We start from the raw sequence: 17946 nt of genomic DNA on the forward strand, positions 1-17946 counted from the left end.
TCAGAACTCGATCCCCTCCTGCGCCTTCACGCCGGCCGAAAAATGGTGCTTCACGCTGCCCATCTCGGTGACGAGGTCGGCGGCCTCGATCAGGGCCGGCTTGGCGTTGCGGCCGGTGACGACCACGTGCAGGTCCGGCCGGCGGCGCGTGAGGGCGGCGACCACCGCGTCGAGGTCGAGATAATCGTAGCGCAGGGCGATGTTGAGCTCGTCGAGGACGAGCAGGCGGATCGTGGGATCGGCCATCAGGCCCTCGGCCACGGCCCAGGCGTGGCGGCAGGCGGCGATGTCCCGGGCCTTGTCCTGGGTCTCCCAGGTGAATCCCTCCCCCAGCGTGTGCCAGGCGACCCTTTCGCCGAAGGCCGCGACCGCGTGGCGCTCGCCGGTATCCCAGCCGCCCTTGATGAACTGCACCATGCCGACCCGCCAGCCGCGGCCGAGCGCCCGCAGCATCAGCCCGAGCGCCGCGGTGCTCTTGCCCTTGCCGGGGCCGGTATGGACCATGAGCAGGCCCTTCTCGAGGGTCTTGGCCGCCACCTCGGCGTCCTGCACGGCCTTGCGCTTCTCCATCTTCTCCCGATGGCGGGTCGCGTCGTCGCTCATGCGGAGGCTCCGGGCATCGGGGCTTGAAGGGGGGCTTGCGGCTTCACGACCAGCGGCAGGCCCGCCACGGTGAGCACCACCCGGTCGGCCCGGGCGGCGAGCCGCTGGTGCAGGCGCCCGGCCTCGTCGCGGAAGCGGCGGGCGAGCGCGTTGTCCGGCACGATCCCGAGCCCGACCTCGTTGCCGACCAGCACCAAAGGCCCCGGCGCCCGCGCGCAGGCGGCGATGAGCCGCTCGACGGCTGCCGCCACATCGGCCTCCGCCAGGATTAGGTTGGTGAGCCACAGCGTGAGGCAATCGACCAGGACGGGGCCCGCCGCCGCCGCCACCGCCTCCGGCAGGGCGAGCGGCACGTCGCGGGTCTGCCAGGATCCGGTGCGCCGGGCCCGATGCTGGGCGATGCGCGCGACCATCTCGTCGTCGAAGGCCTGCGCGGTGGCGAGATAGAGCCACGGGCCGGGACAGGCCTCGATCAGCCCCTCCGCGTAGGCGCTCTTGCCGGAGCGCGCCCCGCCGAGGACGAGGGTCATGCGGGGCGGGATCTGCACCATGCCCCTCCATCGCCCCAACCCGTCCCGCGGTCAAACCCGCGCCGACATGCGGATCGACGGTTGCCGGACGCGCCGCCGCCGACTATAGAACCCCGGCCTAGCCAAAGCGCCCTTCGTCTAGCGGTCCAGGACGTCGCCCTTTCACGGCGAAAACACGGGTTCGATTCCCGTAGGGCGCGCCAACAAAATCAAGCACTTAGCTCAGGATGTTGCACTGGGTGTCCAGTTTGTGTCCCGTCGAGCGGGCCGGACAACCCTGGACGACGCTGGCTTTGGTCGGCCATCAGCACGTCGCCAATTCATACCGATGATGTGTCGCGCTCACCCGAAGCGTGACCATTTGCTCGGGATGGATGCAGGCCATGCTCAACGATACGGTTCCAGCCTTTCGGTTTAACCGACCTCGTCCCCCTTCTCCTTCGACCGAGCCGACGCGTCGAAACGAGCCGGTGAAAGCGACTAACGGGTCGATGGCCTCAAAGCCTGCAAGCAAGCCGGCCGCGTCACTTCGAACCAACGCTGAGGGCGGCAGCCGCGACGCCGTGGCCGCCGACGCCGAACGTTTCCTGCACCAAGCCAAGGGTAATGGGTCTCAGCCGCTTGGCAGCGCGGACTGGTTGCAGCGAGCCGGTCTCAACATCCGCAAGGCATCCGACGCCCAGCACCTCGAAGCCATCGCCCTGGCCTACGCTACCTATGTCCGCATCAGCACGAGCCCGCTGCATGTCGCGATTATGGCCGAGCTTGAGACCCTGAGCGGGCGCAAACGCTCGCGGACCACCCACGACCTGCACCTCATCGTCGAGCGATTCGTCTCTTACGGCGGTGAAACTGCGGCCGAGCGGCTGGCGGCGCGCAAGCTGATTAGCCGGGACGTCCGAGCGATTCAGCACCTCGAATTTGCCAAGGTGCTGCCGAGCCGGGTCCAGGCACTGGCGGCGACACCGGGCCAGGGGCTGCACGCCTGGGCTCGTCAGTGCGCGGTGGCGAAGCGGGTGTCCTCATCTCCGCCGAATGCCATCACGAATGCTCGTCAAGCGAAGACTGAGGCGCGGCAGCGTGCGCTGATCCACGAGGTCACGATCACGACACGGCGGCCGGACGGATCTCGGAAGGCTCAACGGCGCTACGCCATTACCGGCCTGTTGGGGGATGAGATCGTGGGGTTACGACGGCGCTTGAAGAGCCTAGAGACAAAATCCGCGCACAAAGCTTAGCTGGGATGACCAAGCCGACGGCTGAGCGGCATCGGGTCGACCAACTGCCGCTATGCGCCAGATTACGCCATGCCAGATCGCCAATGCGCGCAAAACCCGCCGTTCCGCTTTGCGCCCATATCGGTCATCTAAGGCGCCGCGGACGTTCCTGCATAGCGGACATCCACCGTGACGGCCGCGGTGGCCCATTCGCATAAAGTCAGCTTACGGAACTAATGTCGGTTCGGTGGAGCGTTTAATCGGGCAAAACACTCGCCCGCGATGACGCCGGAGACACACCAAAGTGTCCCCAAAATCAGCTAAGGACTTGTATCGGCGCCACCAGTCGCGGACGTGGTCAGGATGTGCGCGAGGGGGAGTGCAGCCAATTGGTTGGTGTTGGCTGCTCCCGCGAAGGCGTCTCAAGGAACAAGCCGAAGTGATGATGGCGCCGACATTGTCGGTTTCCTACCGTCCTGCAGCTCGTGCGATTTAGTCGCCGAGTCGGTCGCCGTCTGAGCCGCCTTCAAGCAGGCTTCGACCCTGTCGCGCAGCGAGGCCACGTAGACGTCCGCGCCGATCTGTCGGCCCAGGGCGGCGTCGGTGAGCACCTTCTCACCCACAGGCCACAATCCGACCAGAACTGGCATACCGGGCGCACGACGCTTCAGGCGTTCCAGGAGGTAGCGCAGGTGCGCCGGGCTGCCCCTGATGTCGAGGTAGGAGATACACACCATCGCCACCCCCGTCAGGTCGAGATCGCGGATACGGTCCCGCGAGACGGCCTCGTAGCCGATGACTTTGGCGCCGAGCCCGTGCTTGCGCAGCAGCTGGGCAAGCATCGCTGAGGAGGCCTCGTCGAGGGGGCCGCGCCCGGCCACGCACAGGACGGGCGTCTCGCCGCGCCACGCTTCCGGCAGGCTCTCGCGCGGAGGGGCTTGGACGGGTACGGCCTCGTCCTTCGGGTGCGCGCGTTCGGCCAGCGTCGGGGTGTCATTCGGATGGACCGCCTTGTCCTCACCGTCCGGCTCGGCGTCGGGATGGTCCTCGAAATCCTCCACCAGCGAGCGAGCCGAGTCGCGGATGTCGTCGAGCTGCGCCGGAGTGACGACACCACGGGCGTAGTCATTGGCGGCGAGCTGCAGGCCCTTGAGCGCGACCTCGTCGTAGTACGACGACAGCGAGCGCTCCTTCAGCATTGCTTCGGCGAGGTCTCGCACCTCGTCCGGGTCGGCCGCCAGCATGCGCTGATAGAAGTTCTCCACCGGTGTCAGCGGCGGCCGGTCGCCGAGCAGCACGTCGAGGAACTCCAGGCTGTCGACGTGGCGGCCGAGCACAACGAGGCAGACGGTGAACGGGGTCGCCAGGATCAGGCCAATCGGCCCCCACAGGAAGCCCCAGAACAGGGTCGAGACGATCACCGCAAAGGGCGACAGCCCGGTGGAGTGGCCGTAAAGCAGCGGCTAGATCACCTGCCCGAAGATCGGCTCGGCGATCAGGAACAGCGCCGCGGTCGCGATCACCATCGACCAACCTGGATCGACCGCGGCGGCCAATGCCACCGGGAGGACGCCCGAAATAAACGAGCCGATGTACGGGATGAACCGCATGATGGCCGAGAACACGCCCCACAGGAGCGGGTTGGGCACGCCGATGCACCACAGCCCGACGCCGACGATGACGCCGAAGGCGGCGTTCATACCGAGCTGGGCCAGGAAGTAGGTACCGAGACGGCCCGCGGCGTCGTCCATCGCCACCGTCGTGCGGTGCAGGTCGCTCGACCCGAACAGGCGGATCATGCGGTTGCGCAGATCCTCCCGTTGCAGCAGCAGGAACACCACGACGACGAGGACAATGCCGACGTCGGTCAACGGCGAGACGACCGGGCCCAGCACCTTCTCGGCGAGCGCGAGCGGCGAGGGTTCGGGCTCTTGGACGCGAACCAGCTGCGGCTTAGGCGTATCGCCAGCTGGCCCGGTCGCCGTGCTCGTACCGGCGGCGTCGGCCTTCTTGGTCACGTCCCGGACTTGGTGGCTGAACTTCTGGAGGAGGCGGTTGGCCTCGCCGAACCAGCCCTGCTGCAGCCCAGCGAATTTCTTTTGTACAGTGGCTTGGTAATGCGGCAGGTTGCCGGCGAGCCCGGCCACCTGCGTACCGATGACCGCGCCGATGCCGCCCAGCATCCCGAGAGCGAGCAGAACAGCGACGATGACCGAGGGCACCCGCCCGAGCTTGATCCGCCGGAGCAGGTTGACGACGGGGCCAAGGACGAAGCTGAGCAGCACGGCCAGCACGAGCGGGATGAACACCTCGCGGCCGAAGTACAAAGCCGCGATCAGCACCACGCCGATGGCGAGGGTGAGCAGCCCGTGGACACCCGGGACTAGAGGCGGCGGCACCTGCGCGGGCTTGCGTGAAGCGGTACTCGGCTCAGCTGACATACTGGTAGTACCTCGGTGATTTGAGCTCGGCTCTACCGTTCGCGCTGCTGTAACGCCGAACACGGTTTTCCGGCCTGAACAGGTATGCTTTGCGGTTGGAATGTGCGCGAGTTATGCGAGTTGTAGGATTGGTCTTACGACCGAACGTCGACGTCAACGAACGCTCAAGGTTCGCACCCTCTGCTTCAACCCCAGAGTCCGCGGACCTCCGTATATGCCCCGTCTCTTGATCTGATCACGGGCTGGTGAAGAGGAACCCAGCGCGGTCGTCCATAGGCTCCTATTCGTCCTCCGACACCTTGCGCCGCTGCACGACGACCTTAGGCCAGCGATCGAGCTCTATGGGCATCAGGACGGCGATCTGCTGCGGCACCTCGGCGTCGCCGAGGAGGCCCCCGCAGTGAGATCCGACACGCCTCTTCTGGTTCGGGGGGTGTATGCGCGCCCGAGTTCTTTAGGTCTGCGATGAGGAGCGCGGCAATCTCGAAAGCAAAGGCATCTGGGTCTACATGGCGCACTCCGCGTCTCCTGTGAAGCCAAACTTACACAGCTGTGCTTAAGTTCTCTGCCGGTAACAAATCTCGTTTTCACACATCGGTGATGGATGCTTGCGAGTCGGCAGACTTACAGATCAGAGCAGCCTCGATCTCAGTGGCTGGGGGCGGGAAGCTGGCGCCAGCCGTGCGAAGCGTCTGCATCAGAGCGTTTAGCTGCGCGATCGTGATCATTGGTTCGTCAGGGCTGCTTTCGGCTCGCATTACGACGCTTAGAGGCACCTTGGCTCGTTTGGCCATCTCCGCAGGAGCCCAGGCGATAGACAGTCGTGCTGCAAGGAGCTGAGGACTCGTGATCACACTCATCCGCTCCAGCCACTGAGCAATTTGAACATCACCCTTCATGCCGCAAGCATAGAGGGCGGCTACTTGCCCGCGCCACCCTTGATTGAGAGGGCGATGCGGTGCCGATCGGCGCTGACCGGGACCTCGCCTCTAACCGAAACTCGTCCGTTTGTTGAAGATATCGGCGCCCTCTAACAAGGAGGTCTGCTTCGAAACCGACTTAACACTTAGATCGGTTCCGGGTAGATACGCGCGCGTCTGCCGCGTCGGAGGCGCTCGTCTCCCTGCGCCGAAGTGGATGGCAGATTGCTGGCTGACAGCTTCGCAGGTGGTTTGACCCGCGCCAGAAGCATGCTCACCGCGGCGCAGATCAGCAGCACCGGTATTGGGTGGCGTCGCACCGTATTCAGGGTGAGGTCGTAGAGGTCGCCGCCGGCACCGCTGCGCCTTGCCGTCCCGAGCACGTCCTCGACGAACGCAACAGGGTGGAGGCGATCCTGGATCTGGTTGAGCACGCCGTCGAGCCGCGCCCGCCCAGCCTCGATCTCCCGCTCGATGTCGTTCACCGTCGCGTTCATATCCAAACCCATCGCACGTTATGCCGTCGCCGGCTAAAACAGCCGCTTGAGTGAGGGGACTGGGCGCGCAGAGACCGCGCGTCCAGCTGTAGCTCAATCGCGCGAACTACTTCTTGGCGCTGCTCTTGCTGTGCGCCGTGGTCGAGCTCTCGTGCGCCTTCTCGGAGTGGCCGTGCGCCTCCTTCGCGTGCTTGGCCGCGGTGGTATTGTCGCCCTTCTCGTGGTGCTCGGCCGCGGTGTTGTGCGACTTGGCGGCGGCCTCGTGGTGCTTGGCCGCCTCGCGGTGTGCGTTCTGGGCCATGGTTGTGTTCCTCGTTCGGCACCGTCACGGTGCTCATTGCGACCGGATCGACCGGCGCGCCCAGATGGGAAAGGTCCCACCTGGCGTGCGGAGTGTCCTCATGTCCGCCCTGGTTTCCTTCACTGGCGGCCTGTCGTCGGCGGTGTTGCGGTCCACCGCCGAGGGAAGCTCTCGTGAGAGCCGGGAAAGACGCGTGAGAGGCGGTCTTCCTCGAAGGGGTGCCGCTAATTTGGACCAACCACTGCAAGGCGGCGGTTCGGGGCGCCGCTGGCCGTCGCTCGAGGCGAGTACCGGAGTCAGCATCCGTCAATGGGCGCGTCTGCGGCGGGCCAGCTTGAAGGGCAGCGCCAGGCTTTTCCGCGGGCGCCGCGCAACATAGGCTACCAGTGCGCGTGCTCCTGCTCGGTCGGCATCCGGCCCTGTGGAGTGAGCTGATCGACCACACCGGGCAGAAGTTGCGAGAGCTGCGACAGCAGGTCGGAACTGCCCATACCGGTCTGTTGCGAGAGCTGGCCCACCGTCTCCGGACCAAGCGCCGCGCCGAGATCGTGCGATGCGATCGGTTGGTTCTGACCGTTGCCAATCCACGAATTGATCGCCCCGCCGTGGCCAGCTTGGGTGAACTGCTCGACGAGGGCACCCAGCCCCCCGACTCCACCACTGCCGCCGAGCAGACCACCGAGGCCACCCTGCCCGCCGCCGCTTGCGTTGCCCAGCATGCCGCCGAGTCCGCCGCCTCCGGCCCGCGCAGCCAAAAGGCTTATCAGGATGCCGACGAGGGGGTTGGCGCCGGCACCCTGCTGTTGACCGGCGTTGCCGCCGACCACGCTACCGATGATGCTATCGAGTAGGCCCATGACCTGTCCTCCTGTTGTGGCCCACGGGCCGGGTGATCGTAAGGGTCGACGATGAGGTTGCGCGGACGCGTGGATCGCGGCGATCAGACCGGGTGATTGTAGACGCGCACCCGGCGGGCACCGGACGTCCGGGTGTCGGTGCCAGCCACGGGAGCGCTGACCGCATCGTTCTCGCGCACGATCGAGCCGGCGGCGGCATCCGAGCCGATCAAGGTCGAGGAGGCGCCTCGCGCCTCGCCGGCCGTCCCGCTGCTCCAGCCCTCGCCCTTCCAAGCCTGCGCACGCGCGTCGAGATCGACAGCACCGTGCTCCTCCAGGATGCCCGTGGCCACACCGGCGTGGGCCTCATCCGCCCGCACTGTCAGCAGCGAACCGCCACGGCGCACGCCTTCGGCGTAGGCATGTGCGTCGGCCTCGCTCACGCCGGCGCCTGTCAACGAGCCGGTCAAACCACCCGCTGCGGCACCGATGCCCGCACCCGTCAGCGTCGCCACCAGCCAGCCGGCGGCCACGACCGGACCGACGCCCGGGATGGCCATCAGCCCGAGACCGGCGAGCAGGCCCGCGCCCCCGCCCAGGATCGTGCCGAGCGTCGCGCCGGTTCCCGCGCCGGTGGCAGCGTGGTCGGCCGTGTCGCCTGTTCCGGAGCCGCCGGTCTCCGCCTTGTTGCTGACGAGGCTGATGTCGGAGTGCGGTACGCCGGCCGCCTCCAACTTAGTCACGACCGCCGCTGCGTCGTCGTAGCGGTCGTACAGGGCCGAGAGGGTCTGTGCGGGCATGGAAGGACTCCGAGTTGTTCGGGTGGAACTGATCGAGCGAAGGGGCCCGCTACTGGACCGCGACGTTGCCCTTGAACTCGAGGCCGACGCTGGCGGGCTTGCCGTCCAGCATCGCGCTGGCGTGCCAGATACCGTCGCCGTCCTTCTTGAGGTCCTTGACCTCGTGGTAGCCGGCCCGCTCGAGGCGCCGCCGAGCCTCACCCTCGGTGAAGCTGTTGGCGCCCCGCTCCAGTTTGACGTTCGCCCCCGTACCGGCGGCCGCTGCCTTGCCGTCGTAAGCGTGATCGGTGTTCGGCCGCGTCACGGCGTTCTGCCCGCCGGAGGTCGCGCTGGAGGCACCACCCGCCGCTGGCCGCCCGGTAACGGTCGTCTGCGCCAATGCCGGCGCTGCCGCGAGCAGAGGCAACACGAGCAGGATCGAGCGGTTCACGGGCATAGCGGGGCCTGCGTTTAACTGGTTACGGTGAAGGTCTGGGTCGATCCGGACGCGGATCTCGGCAGTGCGCGCTGCCCGGCGCATCGAGACTCCGGGCAGCGCGCTCAGGTGGATCAGACCGGCTTGCGCGTGCCCGGCGTGGTCCCGGTCGTCGTGGTGCCGGACGTGCCGGTGCGGCTGACGTTGCCGCGCTCGTCTTCGACCTCGACTTCGGTGTGACGCACCTTGTCGGTGACCGTCTCGGTACGCTGACCCGCGTCCTTGCGGATGCCGACCTCCTCGACCACGCGGGCCTCCTTCGACACCACCGCCTGCTCGCGCAGCTCGGTCGCCTCGATGGTCTTGCTCGCGAACAGGGCCTCGTCCGCCGCCGTCACCGGCCGGTCGACCGCGCGCCGATCGACGTGCACGGTCTCGTCGCGCAGGGTGACCCGCTCCTCGACCGGCTTCTCGACGACGTAGGAGCGAACCCGCACGCGGCCGCTCTCGGCCACGCGCTTGCCGACATTGAGCCGCTCCTCGACCACCGGGATGTAGTCGGTCTCGCCCGCTGTCGTACCGGCGCCCTTCAGAGCCGCGGCGCCCGTAGCAGTGGTTCCCGTAGCTGTTCCGGTTGCTGCCGTGCCAGTGGTCGAGCTGGCCGCGGTCGTGCCGCCCGTCGCCGAGTACCCACTCCAGCCTTCCTGGCGCCACGTGCTCTCGCGCTGATCGAGATCGACCGAGCCGTGCTGCTCCAGGATGTCGTAGGCCGTCTCGGTCTGCGTCGGCTCGACGCTCGCGGTCAGCAGCGTACCGCCGCGGCTTAGCCCCTCGCTGTAGGCGTAGCGATCCTCCTCGGGCATGAAGAAGTCCTTGAGCGAGCCCCAGAAGCCGCCCTCGTCCTTGCGGTAGTCGTACGAGCCGCTCGTGCGCGCCGTCTGGGCACCCTGCACGAGCTTGATCGCCGATTGCGGGATGCCGGCGGCGACGAGCTTGGCCTGAGCAGCCTGAGCCTCGGCCGGGCGATCGAACAGCGCGGTGATCGTCTGCGTCATGATGTTGCCTCCTGGGTGGAATGGGGATCGGTGTGTTCGCTGGCGTGGCCGTCCGGGCTCACGCGTTCGACCACGGCGTGCTGCTTCCGCAGCGTCACCGGGACCTCGACGTCCTCATCCGTGGAGCTCCGACGGATGTGCAGCTCTTCCTTCAGGACGAGGCGCTTCTCGACGACGAGGATCTCTTCGAGCACGGGGATGATCGTCACCCCGTCCTCCTCACGGGCTACCGGGGGCACCTCGCCCTCGGACAGCGTCCGGTTGACCGGCACCCGGGTGACCTCGATCGTGTCGCTGCGCAGGCTCTCACGCAGGACCTGGTCGACGGTCTCGGTGCGGGTCGAGACCCGAACCCGCCCGGTCTCTACCACCCGCTTGTCGATGCGGGCGGTCTCCTCGACCACCTGGATCGTCACGCTCTGACCGACGGCGACCTGCGCCGTCTCGACGCCTTGCATCCGTGCGGGCTTCGGCTGGCCGGCGGCGGGATCGCTCATGGTCAGACCCGACGCTGAGTCGTGATGGCGACACCGGTGCGGCTCACCACCGGGTCGACCGCGGCGCCGCGACCCGCGAAGAAGGCTGCCAGCGCGCCTAGGATCAGCGCCAAGGCGCCGTAGAGCGCGCCCTGCGAGCCGACACGGGCGGCGGCGTCGGCCGCCTGCTTGGCCTGCTCCTTGGCCTTGGCTGTCGCGTCGTTGAACTGCTGCACGTACTGGGCGACCTGGGTCCGGGCCTGCTCGACCGGGATGTTCTGAGCCTTGGCCAACGCCTGGGCCGCCTTCTCCTGGGCGTCCTTCTGCTGGGCGGCGTCGCCGGCCACCGCGGCGCGCATCGCGGCGACCGCGGCGTTCTTCAGGGCCTCCGGGTCGTTGCCGGTGCCGTTGCGGACCTGGCCCTCGATGTTCGAGAACGGGTTGTCCATGCCCGGCAGTGACGGGGCGGCCGTCTGCGCGGCGGTCTTCACCGAGCCACCGATCAGATTGCCGGCGCCGCCGAGCGTGCTCGACACCGCGCTGGACGCGCCACTGACTACACCGCCGACCGCCGAGGACAGCAGGTACACGACGACCAGCGTCGACACCGCCCAAGCGATCAGGCCGTGATAGGCGGTGGTGGTGTTGGCTGGCTTGCCCGAGAGGCGCCCGGCGAGCCAGCCGCCGGCGGCGGAGGCGAGGATGCCGGAGATCACGAACCAGATCCCGGCGCCCGAGGACAGGCTGCCGGCGGTCGGAGTGCCGTTGCCCGCCGGGTCGACGGTCGAGAGCCCGATGCCGAGCCCGACCATGTTGAGGATGACCTGGGCGACCAGCGCGATCACCGCGCCGGCGAGCACCGCGCCCCAGGAGATGGAGTGCAACGCCATGGTGCGCATGTCCTCCGCAGGGGAGACCGCGCTGGCGGTGGGGAGGTCGCGGTCGTAGGCCGGACGGGTGGTATCGGGTGTCAACGCCATGCTCGGTACTCTCAGTTCAGTGTGGTTCGATCTTCGGCCGGGAGCGGCGGAAGTGGGTTTGGCTAGGGTCGGAGGACACGGCGGCCGATCAGGGCGTGATAGAGCCACAGCAGATTGACGGCGCCGACGACGGCAACGACCAGGCTGTAGAAGTTCAGCCCCGAGACGCTGGGCTCGCCGAACTGGTTGAACAGGAAGCCGCCGACCACCGCCCCGACCACGCCGAGCAGGATGTCGACGAGCAAACCCTGTCCCGTGTTGTTGACCACCTTGCTGCCGATGAAGCCGGCCACGAGGCCGAGCAGGATCCAGGCGAGGAGTGACATGGTCCGGCTCCACTTCTCTCGGTGTGGGGTAGCCCGCAGCCGTCTGCGGCCTCGCTGAAGGCGTGCAGAAGCCGCAGCTGCGGCCCGTTCGGCGGCTGGCGTCCGAGCTTCACGTGCGAGTCGAGCGCTTTGGTCTCGGCTCAGGGTTCGATGACGTGTGTGCAGCTTCGATGGCGGCGATCTCGCCCGCGGCCTCCGCCTGGATCGCGCAGTCGCCCTCGATGATGCCGATGGCTTCCTTGATCAGCGCCCGGGCATGAACGGGCGATAGCACCTTCCGACGCCCGGCCACGCGGATCTCCTGGTATCATCCCGCCAGGATGATCTTCCGAGATGCTCGGGTGAGCAGAGCTACCACTGCATAAACAGGTGATCCACTCGAAGTTCCGAGGATTTACATAAAGTATATTTGTACCAGATCGTCTTGGTAGTTCTGTCACGGTTTTCGTCGGTTTCAGCGCCGGTGCCGCGTGTTCGGCCCGATGCCGCGCTCCTGCGCCCACACCACCACCGCGCTGCGGCGGTTGACCCCGAGCTTACGGTACAGCCCGGAGACGTGGTTGCGCACCGTGTTCGGCGATAGCTTCAGCTCGGCTCCGATCTCCCGATCGGTGGCGCCCTGGCAGATCCGCGTGAGCATGTCCTGCTCGCGGATCGTCAGGTTCTCCACCCCGAGCGATGGCCGGGCAGAGCGGGACGGCTGACGCAGGGTCGCCAACTTGTCGATCACCCCGTGGCTGAACCACGACGCATCCGCCATCACCGCCTCGATGGCGGTGATCAGTTCGCGCTCAGAGCGCTTGCGGGCGGTAATGTCCTGCACGACGCACAGCACGCAGTCCTCATTGTTGATCTTCACCCGCTCCGCCGAGACGAGGCAGTCGATCTCGGCGCCCGCCACATCCTGCAGTACGGCCTCGAAGCCACGAACGCTGCCGAGCCGCTTGAGATCGCGGGAGAACTTGCGCTGCTCGGCGCGGTCAACCCAGAGCGCGAGGTCGGCGAGCGACCGGCCACCCGCGGCCTCAGGGTCGTGTCCGAAGGTGGTGACGAAGGCTTGGTTGACGCTGGTGATCTCCAACCCGTCCGCGCTCATCAGCGCGCTCGGCACCGGTGAGAGGTCGAACGCCTTAGCGAAGCGCTCCTCGCTGTGGCGCAGGGCCATCTCGGCCTTCCGGCGATCCTCCAGGTCGGCGAACGTGAACAGCATGCACGGCTCGACGCCACCCGGGCCCGGCATCTCGATGGCGTGCCCGGCCACGATCACGTAGCGGCCGCGGCCGCATGGCGTAGCGAGCTGTGCTTCCATCTGCGGGATGGTGCGGCCCTCGTGCAGGCGATGGATCGCCATCTCACGGCGCTCGGCCTCGCGTAGCAGGTCGATCTCGCAGAAAGTTCGGCCGAGCACATCGTCACGATGGTAGCCGGTGAGGTCGAGGAAGCCGTGGTTGACCCGCACGAAGCGCAGATCGGCAATCCGGCATATGATCGCCGGGGCCGGATTGGCGTTGAACATGCGCTCGAACCGGGCCTCGGCCTGGTAGCGCTCGCTCACATCCTGCATCACCAGGGCGAGGCCACTCGGTCTGCCATCCGCATCAGTGGTCACCAAGCTACGGATGCGGTGCATCCATCTGTGCGTGGGATCCCGCCTGGGGACCAACTCGACCACGACGTCGCGGAACACCTCGCCGGAGAGCACCCGGTCGAGGGGATGCTGCAGAGGGCCGATCTCTCGATGATTGCGGTAGTGCAGCGTGAAGTTCGCGCGGTACTCAGACACGGTGGCGCCGAGATCGCCAGCATCGACAACCCCATGCATCATCACGGCGGCGGCGTTCGCATAGGCAATGGTCTGATCCGGCTCGATCAGGATCACGCCTTCGGACAGGCCAGCCACGATCTGCCGCATCTGTATGTGACGCGTTTCATCGACCATCGCCGTCTCTCCTCGCGGAACGCTAACGTTCGAACGTACGGAAAGCGCTGATGCGAAGGACGGTAGCTGACGCAAAATCTTCGACGACAGTCGAGGCTTTCCGAGTGCGTCGCCCCCGGTGACCCTGGGCGCAACGACGCGGGAGTGCCGACTGCTGGAACGCCGTGATGTCCCTTCGGTTTGCGAGACATCGAGAACCAAATGGAGGAAACGATGTCGGCACCCAACAGCCTGAAAGAGGTCTATCTCGACGAGATGCAGGATCTTTGGTCAGCCAACGACCAGATGGTCCGGGCCGTGCAGCAGCTCAGCGGGCAGGTTAGCGACGCCAAACTGAAGCAAATGATGGAAAAGTCGGTGGGCGGGATCCAGAAGCATACCGACGTGCTCAAAAGCCTGATCCAAGCCAATGACGGTGAGACCAAGCCCGAGCACTGCAAGGGCATGGAGGGCCTCGTCGCCGAGGCCTTGAAGCACGGCATCAAGGAGGCGCCGAGCGACGGCAAGCTGCGCGACGTAGTGATCATCGCGCAGTACCAGCGCATGTCGCATTACGGCTTGGCCGGCTTCGGATCGGCGGCCGCCTACGCCAAGGCCATCGGCCGCACGGACGACGCGGCTAAGCTGAAGCAGGCGGTGGACGAGATCTACAAAGGCGACGAACTCGCCAGTCAGCTCGCTAAGACGGTCGAGAAAGCGGCTGCCTGAGAGGTGCGCCGAGTTTACTGATCACAACGGCGAACGCACCACCTGGGCGTGGTGCGTTCGCCTACGGCATTTTATCAGCAGGACTTATGTAAATGGCACGGCTGAGTTCCAGCTGCGCCGTTCCACTGCGGAAGCCCTATTGGAACGCAACGACAGGTAGCACGATCGGTTGTATCCGGAAAACGATCATTTTTCCGACGATCGCGGGGGCGCGCATGTTGGGCCGCCAAAATGGCTGCAAGCCTGTCGGAAAACCGCGTCGGCTTTTCAAGCGTCGGCAAAACGTGGCTTTCCAACGCTGGGGGGCGAGCATGCTGCGATGCCCGGTTTCCTGCACCGCGCAACCGAAAGCAGACCAGCTGCTTCCGACCATAATCGGTCACCTGGCACCACCCCGTCTGCTTTCAATAAATGTTGCGGTGATCGCTTGCCAAAATTTGATGCAAGATTCCGATCGGCCATTGCGCCGGCAACAATGACTATAAATAAGAATCTGTTTGACAGGCTTATTGCGGCAATTGGTATAGTCGCGGTCATGAAAATAATTTTTCCGATACAAATAAATCTCGTGCTGATCCATGGGATCATTTTTACCGCGTAGTCGAACCAGCGCTTGCCCTCGCTCCGGCCACCTTTCTAAACCACCTAGAAGCCCATCAAAAATCAAACGGTATTTCGCAAGCAGTCGCGACTTACGACAGCGCTCCGATCTTCGACTGGATGATGAGCCTCGTGCCGCTCCAGGGCATCTCCGATCAGATTGCATCCCGCTACGCCGAGCAGCATGGCGGGGTGACAAACGCCGAAATCCAGGGGGCCTTGTCGGTACCTCAGGGTTGCTCGCGCCTCACGAGCTACTGGCATTTCGCTGAGTGCAGGTATCGCAAGGTAGGCCGGACCTGCGCCGAACCGGATCACATCAGTTCCTGCCCTTTACCCCTTCCGAGGCTGAGGAAAGGATCGCTCAACCAGGGAGCTTACAGCCTTGCCCTGTTCATTCGCGACGTCTGTGACGGCGACTTCATCGGCTGGATTGATACACGGCTCGCCGAGGCCGATCCCGGCCCTGGGGCACCCGAACGTGGTCCGCGCATGCGGGAGGCCGTTCTCAGCCCCCTCTGCGAAATCTACGGCATCGGACCGAAACTCTGGGCGATGATGCTGGCCGACCTCCTGCTCGGCGCCGACCCGAAACGGGAACGCTGGGTGACGGCCGGATCATGGATGATCGCCGTCGACTCGTTGGTCCATAATTTCCTGCGTCGGACCGGTACCTTGGCGCGCTTCGACGCCGAACACGCCTTCGGGCCAGCTTGTACCGCGCCTGGCGGCTGTGCGGAGATCATCGAAGGCTTGGCCTGCCAGATCGATGCCCGGGCCTACAACCCAGACTTCCCAGCGACCTTCCCGCGTTTCGTTCAAGCGGCACTGTGGGGCTTTTGCGCAGAGGCTGGCTGGGACATCTGCAACGGCAATCGCATCGACGATCGGGCCGGCTGTCAGCAGCGGCGGTGCCCTGCTTTCGAGGTCTGCGACCGTCGCTAAAACCGACAGGCGAACGTGCAACCCTGCTGAACAGGTTGACACCAGGACTAAATTCCTATATGAGTTGTGGCGGGCGATGCGAAGCTGCCCAAAGCCCGAGGCCATGATGATTCGACCGCCGCCCACTCGGAAGCGACCACATCGCCAACAGCGGTCACGGTCTGCATCGAGCCTCACCTACCCATTCACACCAAGCAAGGGGTCCCATCCGGGGCCCCTTTCGCATTTCAGGAGCCAGCCATGATCGAGATCGTCACCAGAACCCAGGAGCAGACGGAGAATCCCGACACTGGGAAGGGCAATGGCACCAGCACCGAGGCCGAAACCCCGGCTGCAAAGCCCGCACCCGCGCTGATCGTCTTCGGCGCCGATAAGGATGGGAAACCGCACGCCTCCTGGTTCACCGAGAGTGATACCGCCCTTGCGACAAAGGCCGCCAGGTTGATGAACATGCGGACCCTGCCGCTTAATAATGAAGCCAACCGCACAATCGCCGCCGAGCTGCCCCAGGGCCGAGTTTTCGCCTCGGGTCGTGCCTTCGTGCCGTTCGTCAAAAAGGGCGTGTATGACCGCCTGAGCGCCTTGGCAGAGGCGGCCGAAGCCGCCACGGGAAGTGCGCCGGGCGAAACGGTTGTGCAGGGGCCGACTACGGCCACGGGCGATGCCGGCGACCAAACCTTCAAAGCGACCGCAACCGGCGAAGCCCGATATCCGCGGAGCTGGGCCGGTGTCGCAATCGGCAGCCTCGTGCTGATCTCTGAAGGCGAGCAGGACGGCTGGTACGAGGCAGAGGTGATCGAGGCCAAGGCCGGCGGGATCTACACCCTGCGCTGGCGCGACTGGCCGGACCTGCCCCTCCTCGTGCGCCGGCGCGAGCACATGGCCCTGTTGCACCCAAACACCGCCGCAGTCGAAGTGGCCTGAGGGGAGCTGCTGTGAGCACCCAGATCCATAACGCTGGGTCGAACCCCGCGGCGGCTGACCCCGTCGCGCGGGTGCGGACCCTGAACGATGCCTTCCGGCGCAGCTTCGCAGGGGGGCAGGTCATCGAAACCCCGGGGGTGGTCGAGCTGCGCCAGGCCGACCGCATCGCCTTGTTGCTGGCGGTTCGGCGCTTCGATCGCTTCGACGCCGACAATGATCCTCACGGCGAGCACGATTTCGGCGCGGTCGAGGTCGGCGGCCAGCGCTTCTTCTGGAAGATCGACACCTACGACCGGGCGCTGCTCGGTCATTCGCCGGACCCAACCGACCCCGCGGTGACGACCCGCGTGCTGACCATCATGCGCGCCGACGAATATTGACGTGGCGCCCCCTCGCGCAGCACCGCGCCCACTTCGAGACGGTCCGCCCCACGGCGACGAGGGCATGCATCCTCAGTCGCGCGGCGCGACCGAGCTCAATGCCGACACCGAGTGGGACGAGGACTGGCCCGCCGATGACGATGGCGACTGGTCCGGTCGCGCCGACTATGGCGATCAGGAGGATGGCTGATGATGAGCCGCCCTCCCGACGCGGCCGATCCAGTGACCCTGGCCTTCGGCACCGACGCCGTAGCCGTCGATGGCCAGTTGGCCACGACGGCTTCCTCGCCGACAAAGGCAGTCGTCAACGGTCAAGCTGGGCTTCACACAACGCCGCCGAGGCGTGGCTTCGCAGATCGTCTCCAACCTCAACGATTCGTAATTAGCTGCTGTTCGCAGCAGAGATAACGTCGGTCAGGAAAACGGGACGGAGCTTGATCGTGCAGTTCAACCATGTCGCCAACCGTGTAAACTCAAGCCATTCTGACATTGTTGTTGACATGTTCGTCCAGCAGCTGGGGTTCGTCGAGCTGCGACGGACCGAAAGCGCCGTTTGGTTGCGACAGCCCGGAGCCAATGTGGACCTGCAGCTCAGCCGTAGCGACACAGGGCACCGGGATCACGACCGGGAGCGCTCGCAGATCTCGTTCCTCAGCGACACTCCGGAAGCCGACCTCGACCGGCTGGCCTCGTGGTGCGCTGCGCGGGGGCTGCCCGCCCATGTCGGTGCCTACTCTGATCGGGAGTTCTTCCTGGACGTGCCGGCGGCGTTCGTGGATTTCGTCATCGAGGCGATGCTGCCAGAGCTCGCCGCTTACGACGTCGTGGTATGACCGAGGCTGTGTCAAAAGTCCCTTCTGAGATAGACTTGCGGCCTCATCTGCGGAGGCCAGCATGGGTCGGTTCGTCGAAGGGCAGGACCGTCGGCAGTCCTGGTTGCTGCCCAGTTCGCTGGATGACTATGTCACCGCCGACAATCCGGTTCGGGTGATCGAGGTCTTCATCGACGAACTCGATCTGGGTGCGCTTGGCTTCACCCGCTCCGAGCCTGCG

20 protein-coding genes, 1 tRNA gene and 2 pseudogenes are annotated in these 17946 nt (G+C 65.9%); 9 read left to right on the forward strand and 14 right to left on the reverse strand.

Features of this window, described 5'->3' with window-relative positions; genetic code table 11:
* Positions 1–603, reverse strand: a complete 603-nt coding sequence (gene cobO / locus AKJ13_RS24165) for a cob(I)yrinic acid a,c-diamide adenosyltransferase (RefSeq protein ID WP_050735657.1) — start codon at positions 601–603, stop codon at positions 1–3.
* Positions 600–1133, reverse strand: a complete 534-nt coding sequence (gene cobU / locus AKJ13_RS24170) for a bifunctional adenosylcobinamide kinase/adenosylcobinamide-phosphate guanylyltransferase (RefSeq protein WP_050735676.1) — start codon at positions 1131–1133, stop codon at positions 600–602. The genes cobO and cobU overlap by 4 nt, the downstream gene beginning before the upstream one ends.
* Positions 1134–1260: 127 nt before the next feature.
* On the opposite strand from cobU, the gene AKJ13_RS24175 reads away from it, so the two are divergent.
* Positions 1261–1336, forward strand: a tRNA-Glu gene (locus AKJ13_RS24175).
* Between the two features lie 180 nt (positions 1337–1516).
* A complete protein-coding gene (locus tag AKJ13_RS24180) occupies positions 1517–2371 on the forward strand; it encodes a hypothetical protein (protein WP_144426367.1) in 855 nt (284 codons plus the stop codon).
* 401 nt (positions 2372–2772) lie between these two features.
* On the opposite strand, the pseudogene AKJ13_RS24185 reads toward AKJ13_RS24180, so the two are convergent.
* The 12 genes and pseudogenes from AKJ13_RS24185 to AKJ13_RS24240 form a co-directional block, all read right to left on the reverse strand.
* A pseudogene (locus AKJ13_RS24185) lies at positions 2773–4791 on the reverse strand (AI-2E family transporter).
* A gap of 1066 nt (positions 4792–5857) precedes the next feature.
* Complete coding sequence (locus AKJ13_RS24190; protein WP_050735659.1) at positions 5858–6208, reverse strand: DUF3618 domain-containing protein; 351 nt, start codon at positions 6206–6208, stop codon at positions 5858–5860.
* Between the two features lie 106 nt (positions 6209–6314).
* Complete coding sequence (locus tag AKJ13_RS24195) at positions 6315–6509, reverse strand: hypothetical protein (RefSeq protein ID WP_050735660.1); 195 nt, start codon at positions 6507–6509, stop codon at positions 6315–6317.
* Positions 6510–6889: 380 nt separating this feature from the next.
* Complete coding sequence (locus AKJ13_RS30030) at positions 6890–7366, reverse strand: YidB family protein (protein WP_064774663.1); 477 nt, start codon at positions 7364–7366, stop codon at positions 6890–6892.
* An 83-nt stretch (positions 7367–7449) separates the two neighbouring features.
* On the reverse strand, positions 7450–8145 hold the full coding sequence (locus tag AKJ13_RS24205; protein WP_064774664.1) for a hypothetical protein: 696 nt from the start codon (positions 8143–8145) through the stop codon (positions 7450–7452).
* A 49-nt stretch (positions 8146–8194) separates the two neighbouring features.
* Positions 8195–8581, reverse strand: a complete 387-nt coding sequence (locus tag AKJ13_RS24210) for a hypothetical protein (protein WP_050735662.1) — start codon at positions 8579–8581, stop codon at positions 8195–8197.
* Between the two features lie 113 nt (positions 8582–8694).
* The gene (locus AKJ13_RS24215; protein ID WP_050735663.1) at positions 8695–9615 is read right to left on the reverse strand and encodes a YsnF/AvaK domain-containing protein; all 921 of its coding nucleotides are present in this window, start codon (positions 9613–9615) and stop codon (positions 8695–8697) included.
* The gene (locus tag AKJ13_RS24220) at positions 9612–10112 is read right to left on the reverse strand and encodes a YsnF/AvaK domain-containing protein (RefSeq protein ID WP_050735664.1); all 501 of its coding nucleotides are present in this window, start codon (positions 10110–10112) and stop codon (positions 9612–9614) included. The genes AKJ13_RS24215 and AKJ13_RS24220 overlap by 4 nt, the downstream gene beginning before the upstream one ends.
* A gap of 2 nt (positions 10113–10114) precedes the next feature.
* Positions 10115–10990, reverse strand: coding sequence for a PhnA-like protein (locus AKJ13_RS24225; RefSeq protein WP_244471710.1), 876 nt, complete (start codon positions 10988–10990; stop codon positions 10115–10117).
* A 143-nt stretch (positions 10991–11133) separates the two neighbouring features.
* Positions 11134–11397 carry a GlsB/YeaQ/YmgE family stress response membrane protein gene (locus AKJ13_RS24230; protein WP_050735666.1) on the reverse strand — a complete coding sequence of 88 codons (264 nt, stop codon included), beginning with the start codon at positions 11395–11397 and terminating at the stop codon, positions 11134–11136.
* Between the two features lie 109 nt (positions 11398–11506).
* Entirely contained in the window at positions 11507–11689 is a 183-nt protein-coding gene (locus tag AKJ13_RS24235; protein ID WP_050735667.1) for a hypothetical protein, read from the reverse strand.
* 162 nt (positions 11690–11851) lie between these two features.
* Positions 11852–13336 carry a PAS domain S-box protein gene (locus AKJ13_RS24240; RefSeq protein WP_050735668.1) on the reverse strand — a complete coding sequence of 495 codons (1485 nt, stop codon included), beginning with the start codon at positions 13334–13336 and terminating at the stop codon, positions 11852–11854.
* Positions 13337–13549: 213 nt separating this feature from the next.
* On the opposite strand from AKJ13_RS24240, the gene AKJ13_RS24245 reads away from it, so the two are divergent.
* The 7 genes and pseudogenes from AKJ13_RS24245 to AKJ13_RS32835 all read left to right on the forward strand — a co-directional run.
* A complete protein-coding gene (locus tag AKJ13_RS24245) occupies positions 13550–14044 on the forward strand; it encodes a ferritin-like domain-containing protein (RefSeq protein WP_050735677.1) in 495 nt (164 codons plus the stop codon).
* Between the two features lie 720 nt (positions 14045–14764).
* Positions 14765–15589: a hypothetical protein gene (locus AKJ13_RS24250; RefSeq protein ID WP_200905698.1), complete on the forward strand. Its 825-nt coding sequence runs from the start codon at positions 14765–14767 to the stop codon at positions 15587–15589.
* Positions 15590–15829: 240 nt separating this feature from the next.
* Positions 15830–16513: a hypothetical protein gene (locus tag AKJ13_RS24255; RefSeq protein ID WP_050735669.1), complete on the forward strand. Its 684-nt coding sequence runs from the start codon at positions 15830–15832 to the stop codon at positions 16511–16513.
* 137 nt (positions 16514–16650) lie between these two features.
* Positions 16651–16893 (forward strand): DUF3768 domain-containing protein, encoded by a 243-nt coding sequence (locus AKJ13_RS24260; RefSeq protein ID WP_348270971.1) that lies wholly within the window; start codon positions 16651–16653, stop codon positions 16891–16893.
* Between the two features lie 64 nt (positions 16894–16957).
* A complete protein-coding gene (locus AKJ13_RS33155) occupies positions 16958–17083 on the forward strand; it encodes a hypothetical protein (protein WP_280137125.1) in 126 nt (41 codons plus the stop codon).
* A gap of 250 nt (positions 17084–17333) precedes the next feature.
* Positions 17334–17726, forward strand: coding sequence for a hypothetical protein (locus AKJ13_RS24265; RefSeq protein ID WP_050735679.1), 393 nt, complete (start codon positions 17334–17336; stop codon positions 17724–17726).
* Between the two features lie 61 nt (positions 17727–17787).
* Positions 17788–17946, forward strand: a pseudogene (locus tag AKJ13_RS32835) (IS5/IS1182 family transposase); the annotation flags it as partial.

The sequence above is a fragment of the Methylobacterium sp. ARG-1 genome (genome assembly GCF_001262595.1).
Taxonomy (GTDB): Bacteria; Pseudomonadota; Alphaproteobacteria; order Rhizobiales; family Beijerinckiaceae; genus Methylobacterium; species Methylobacterium brachiatum.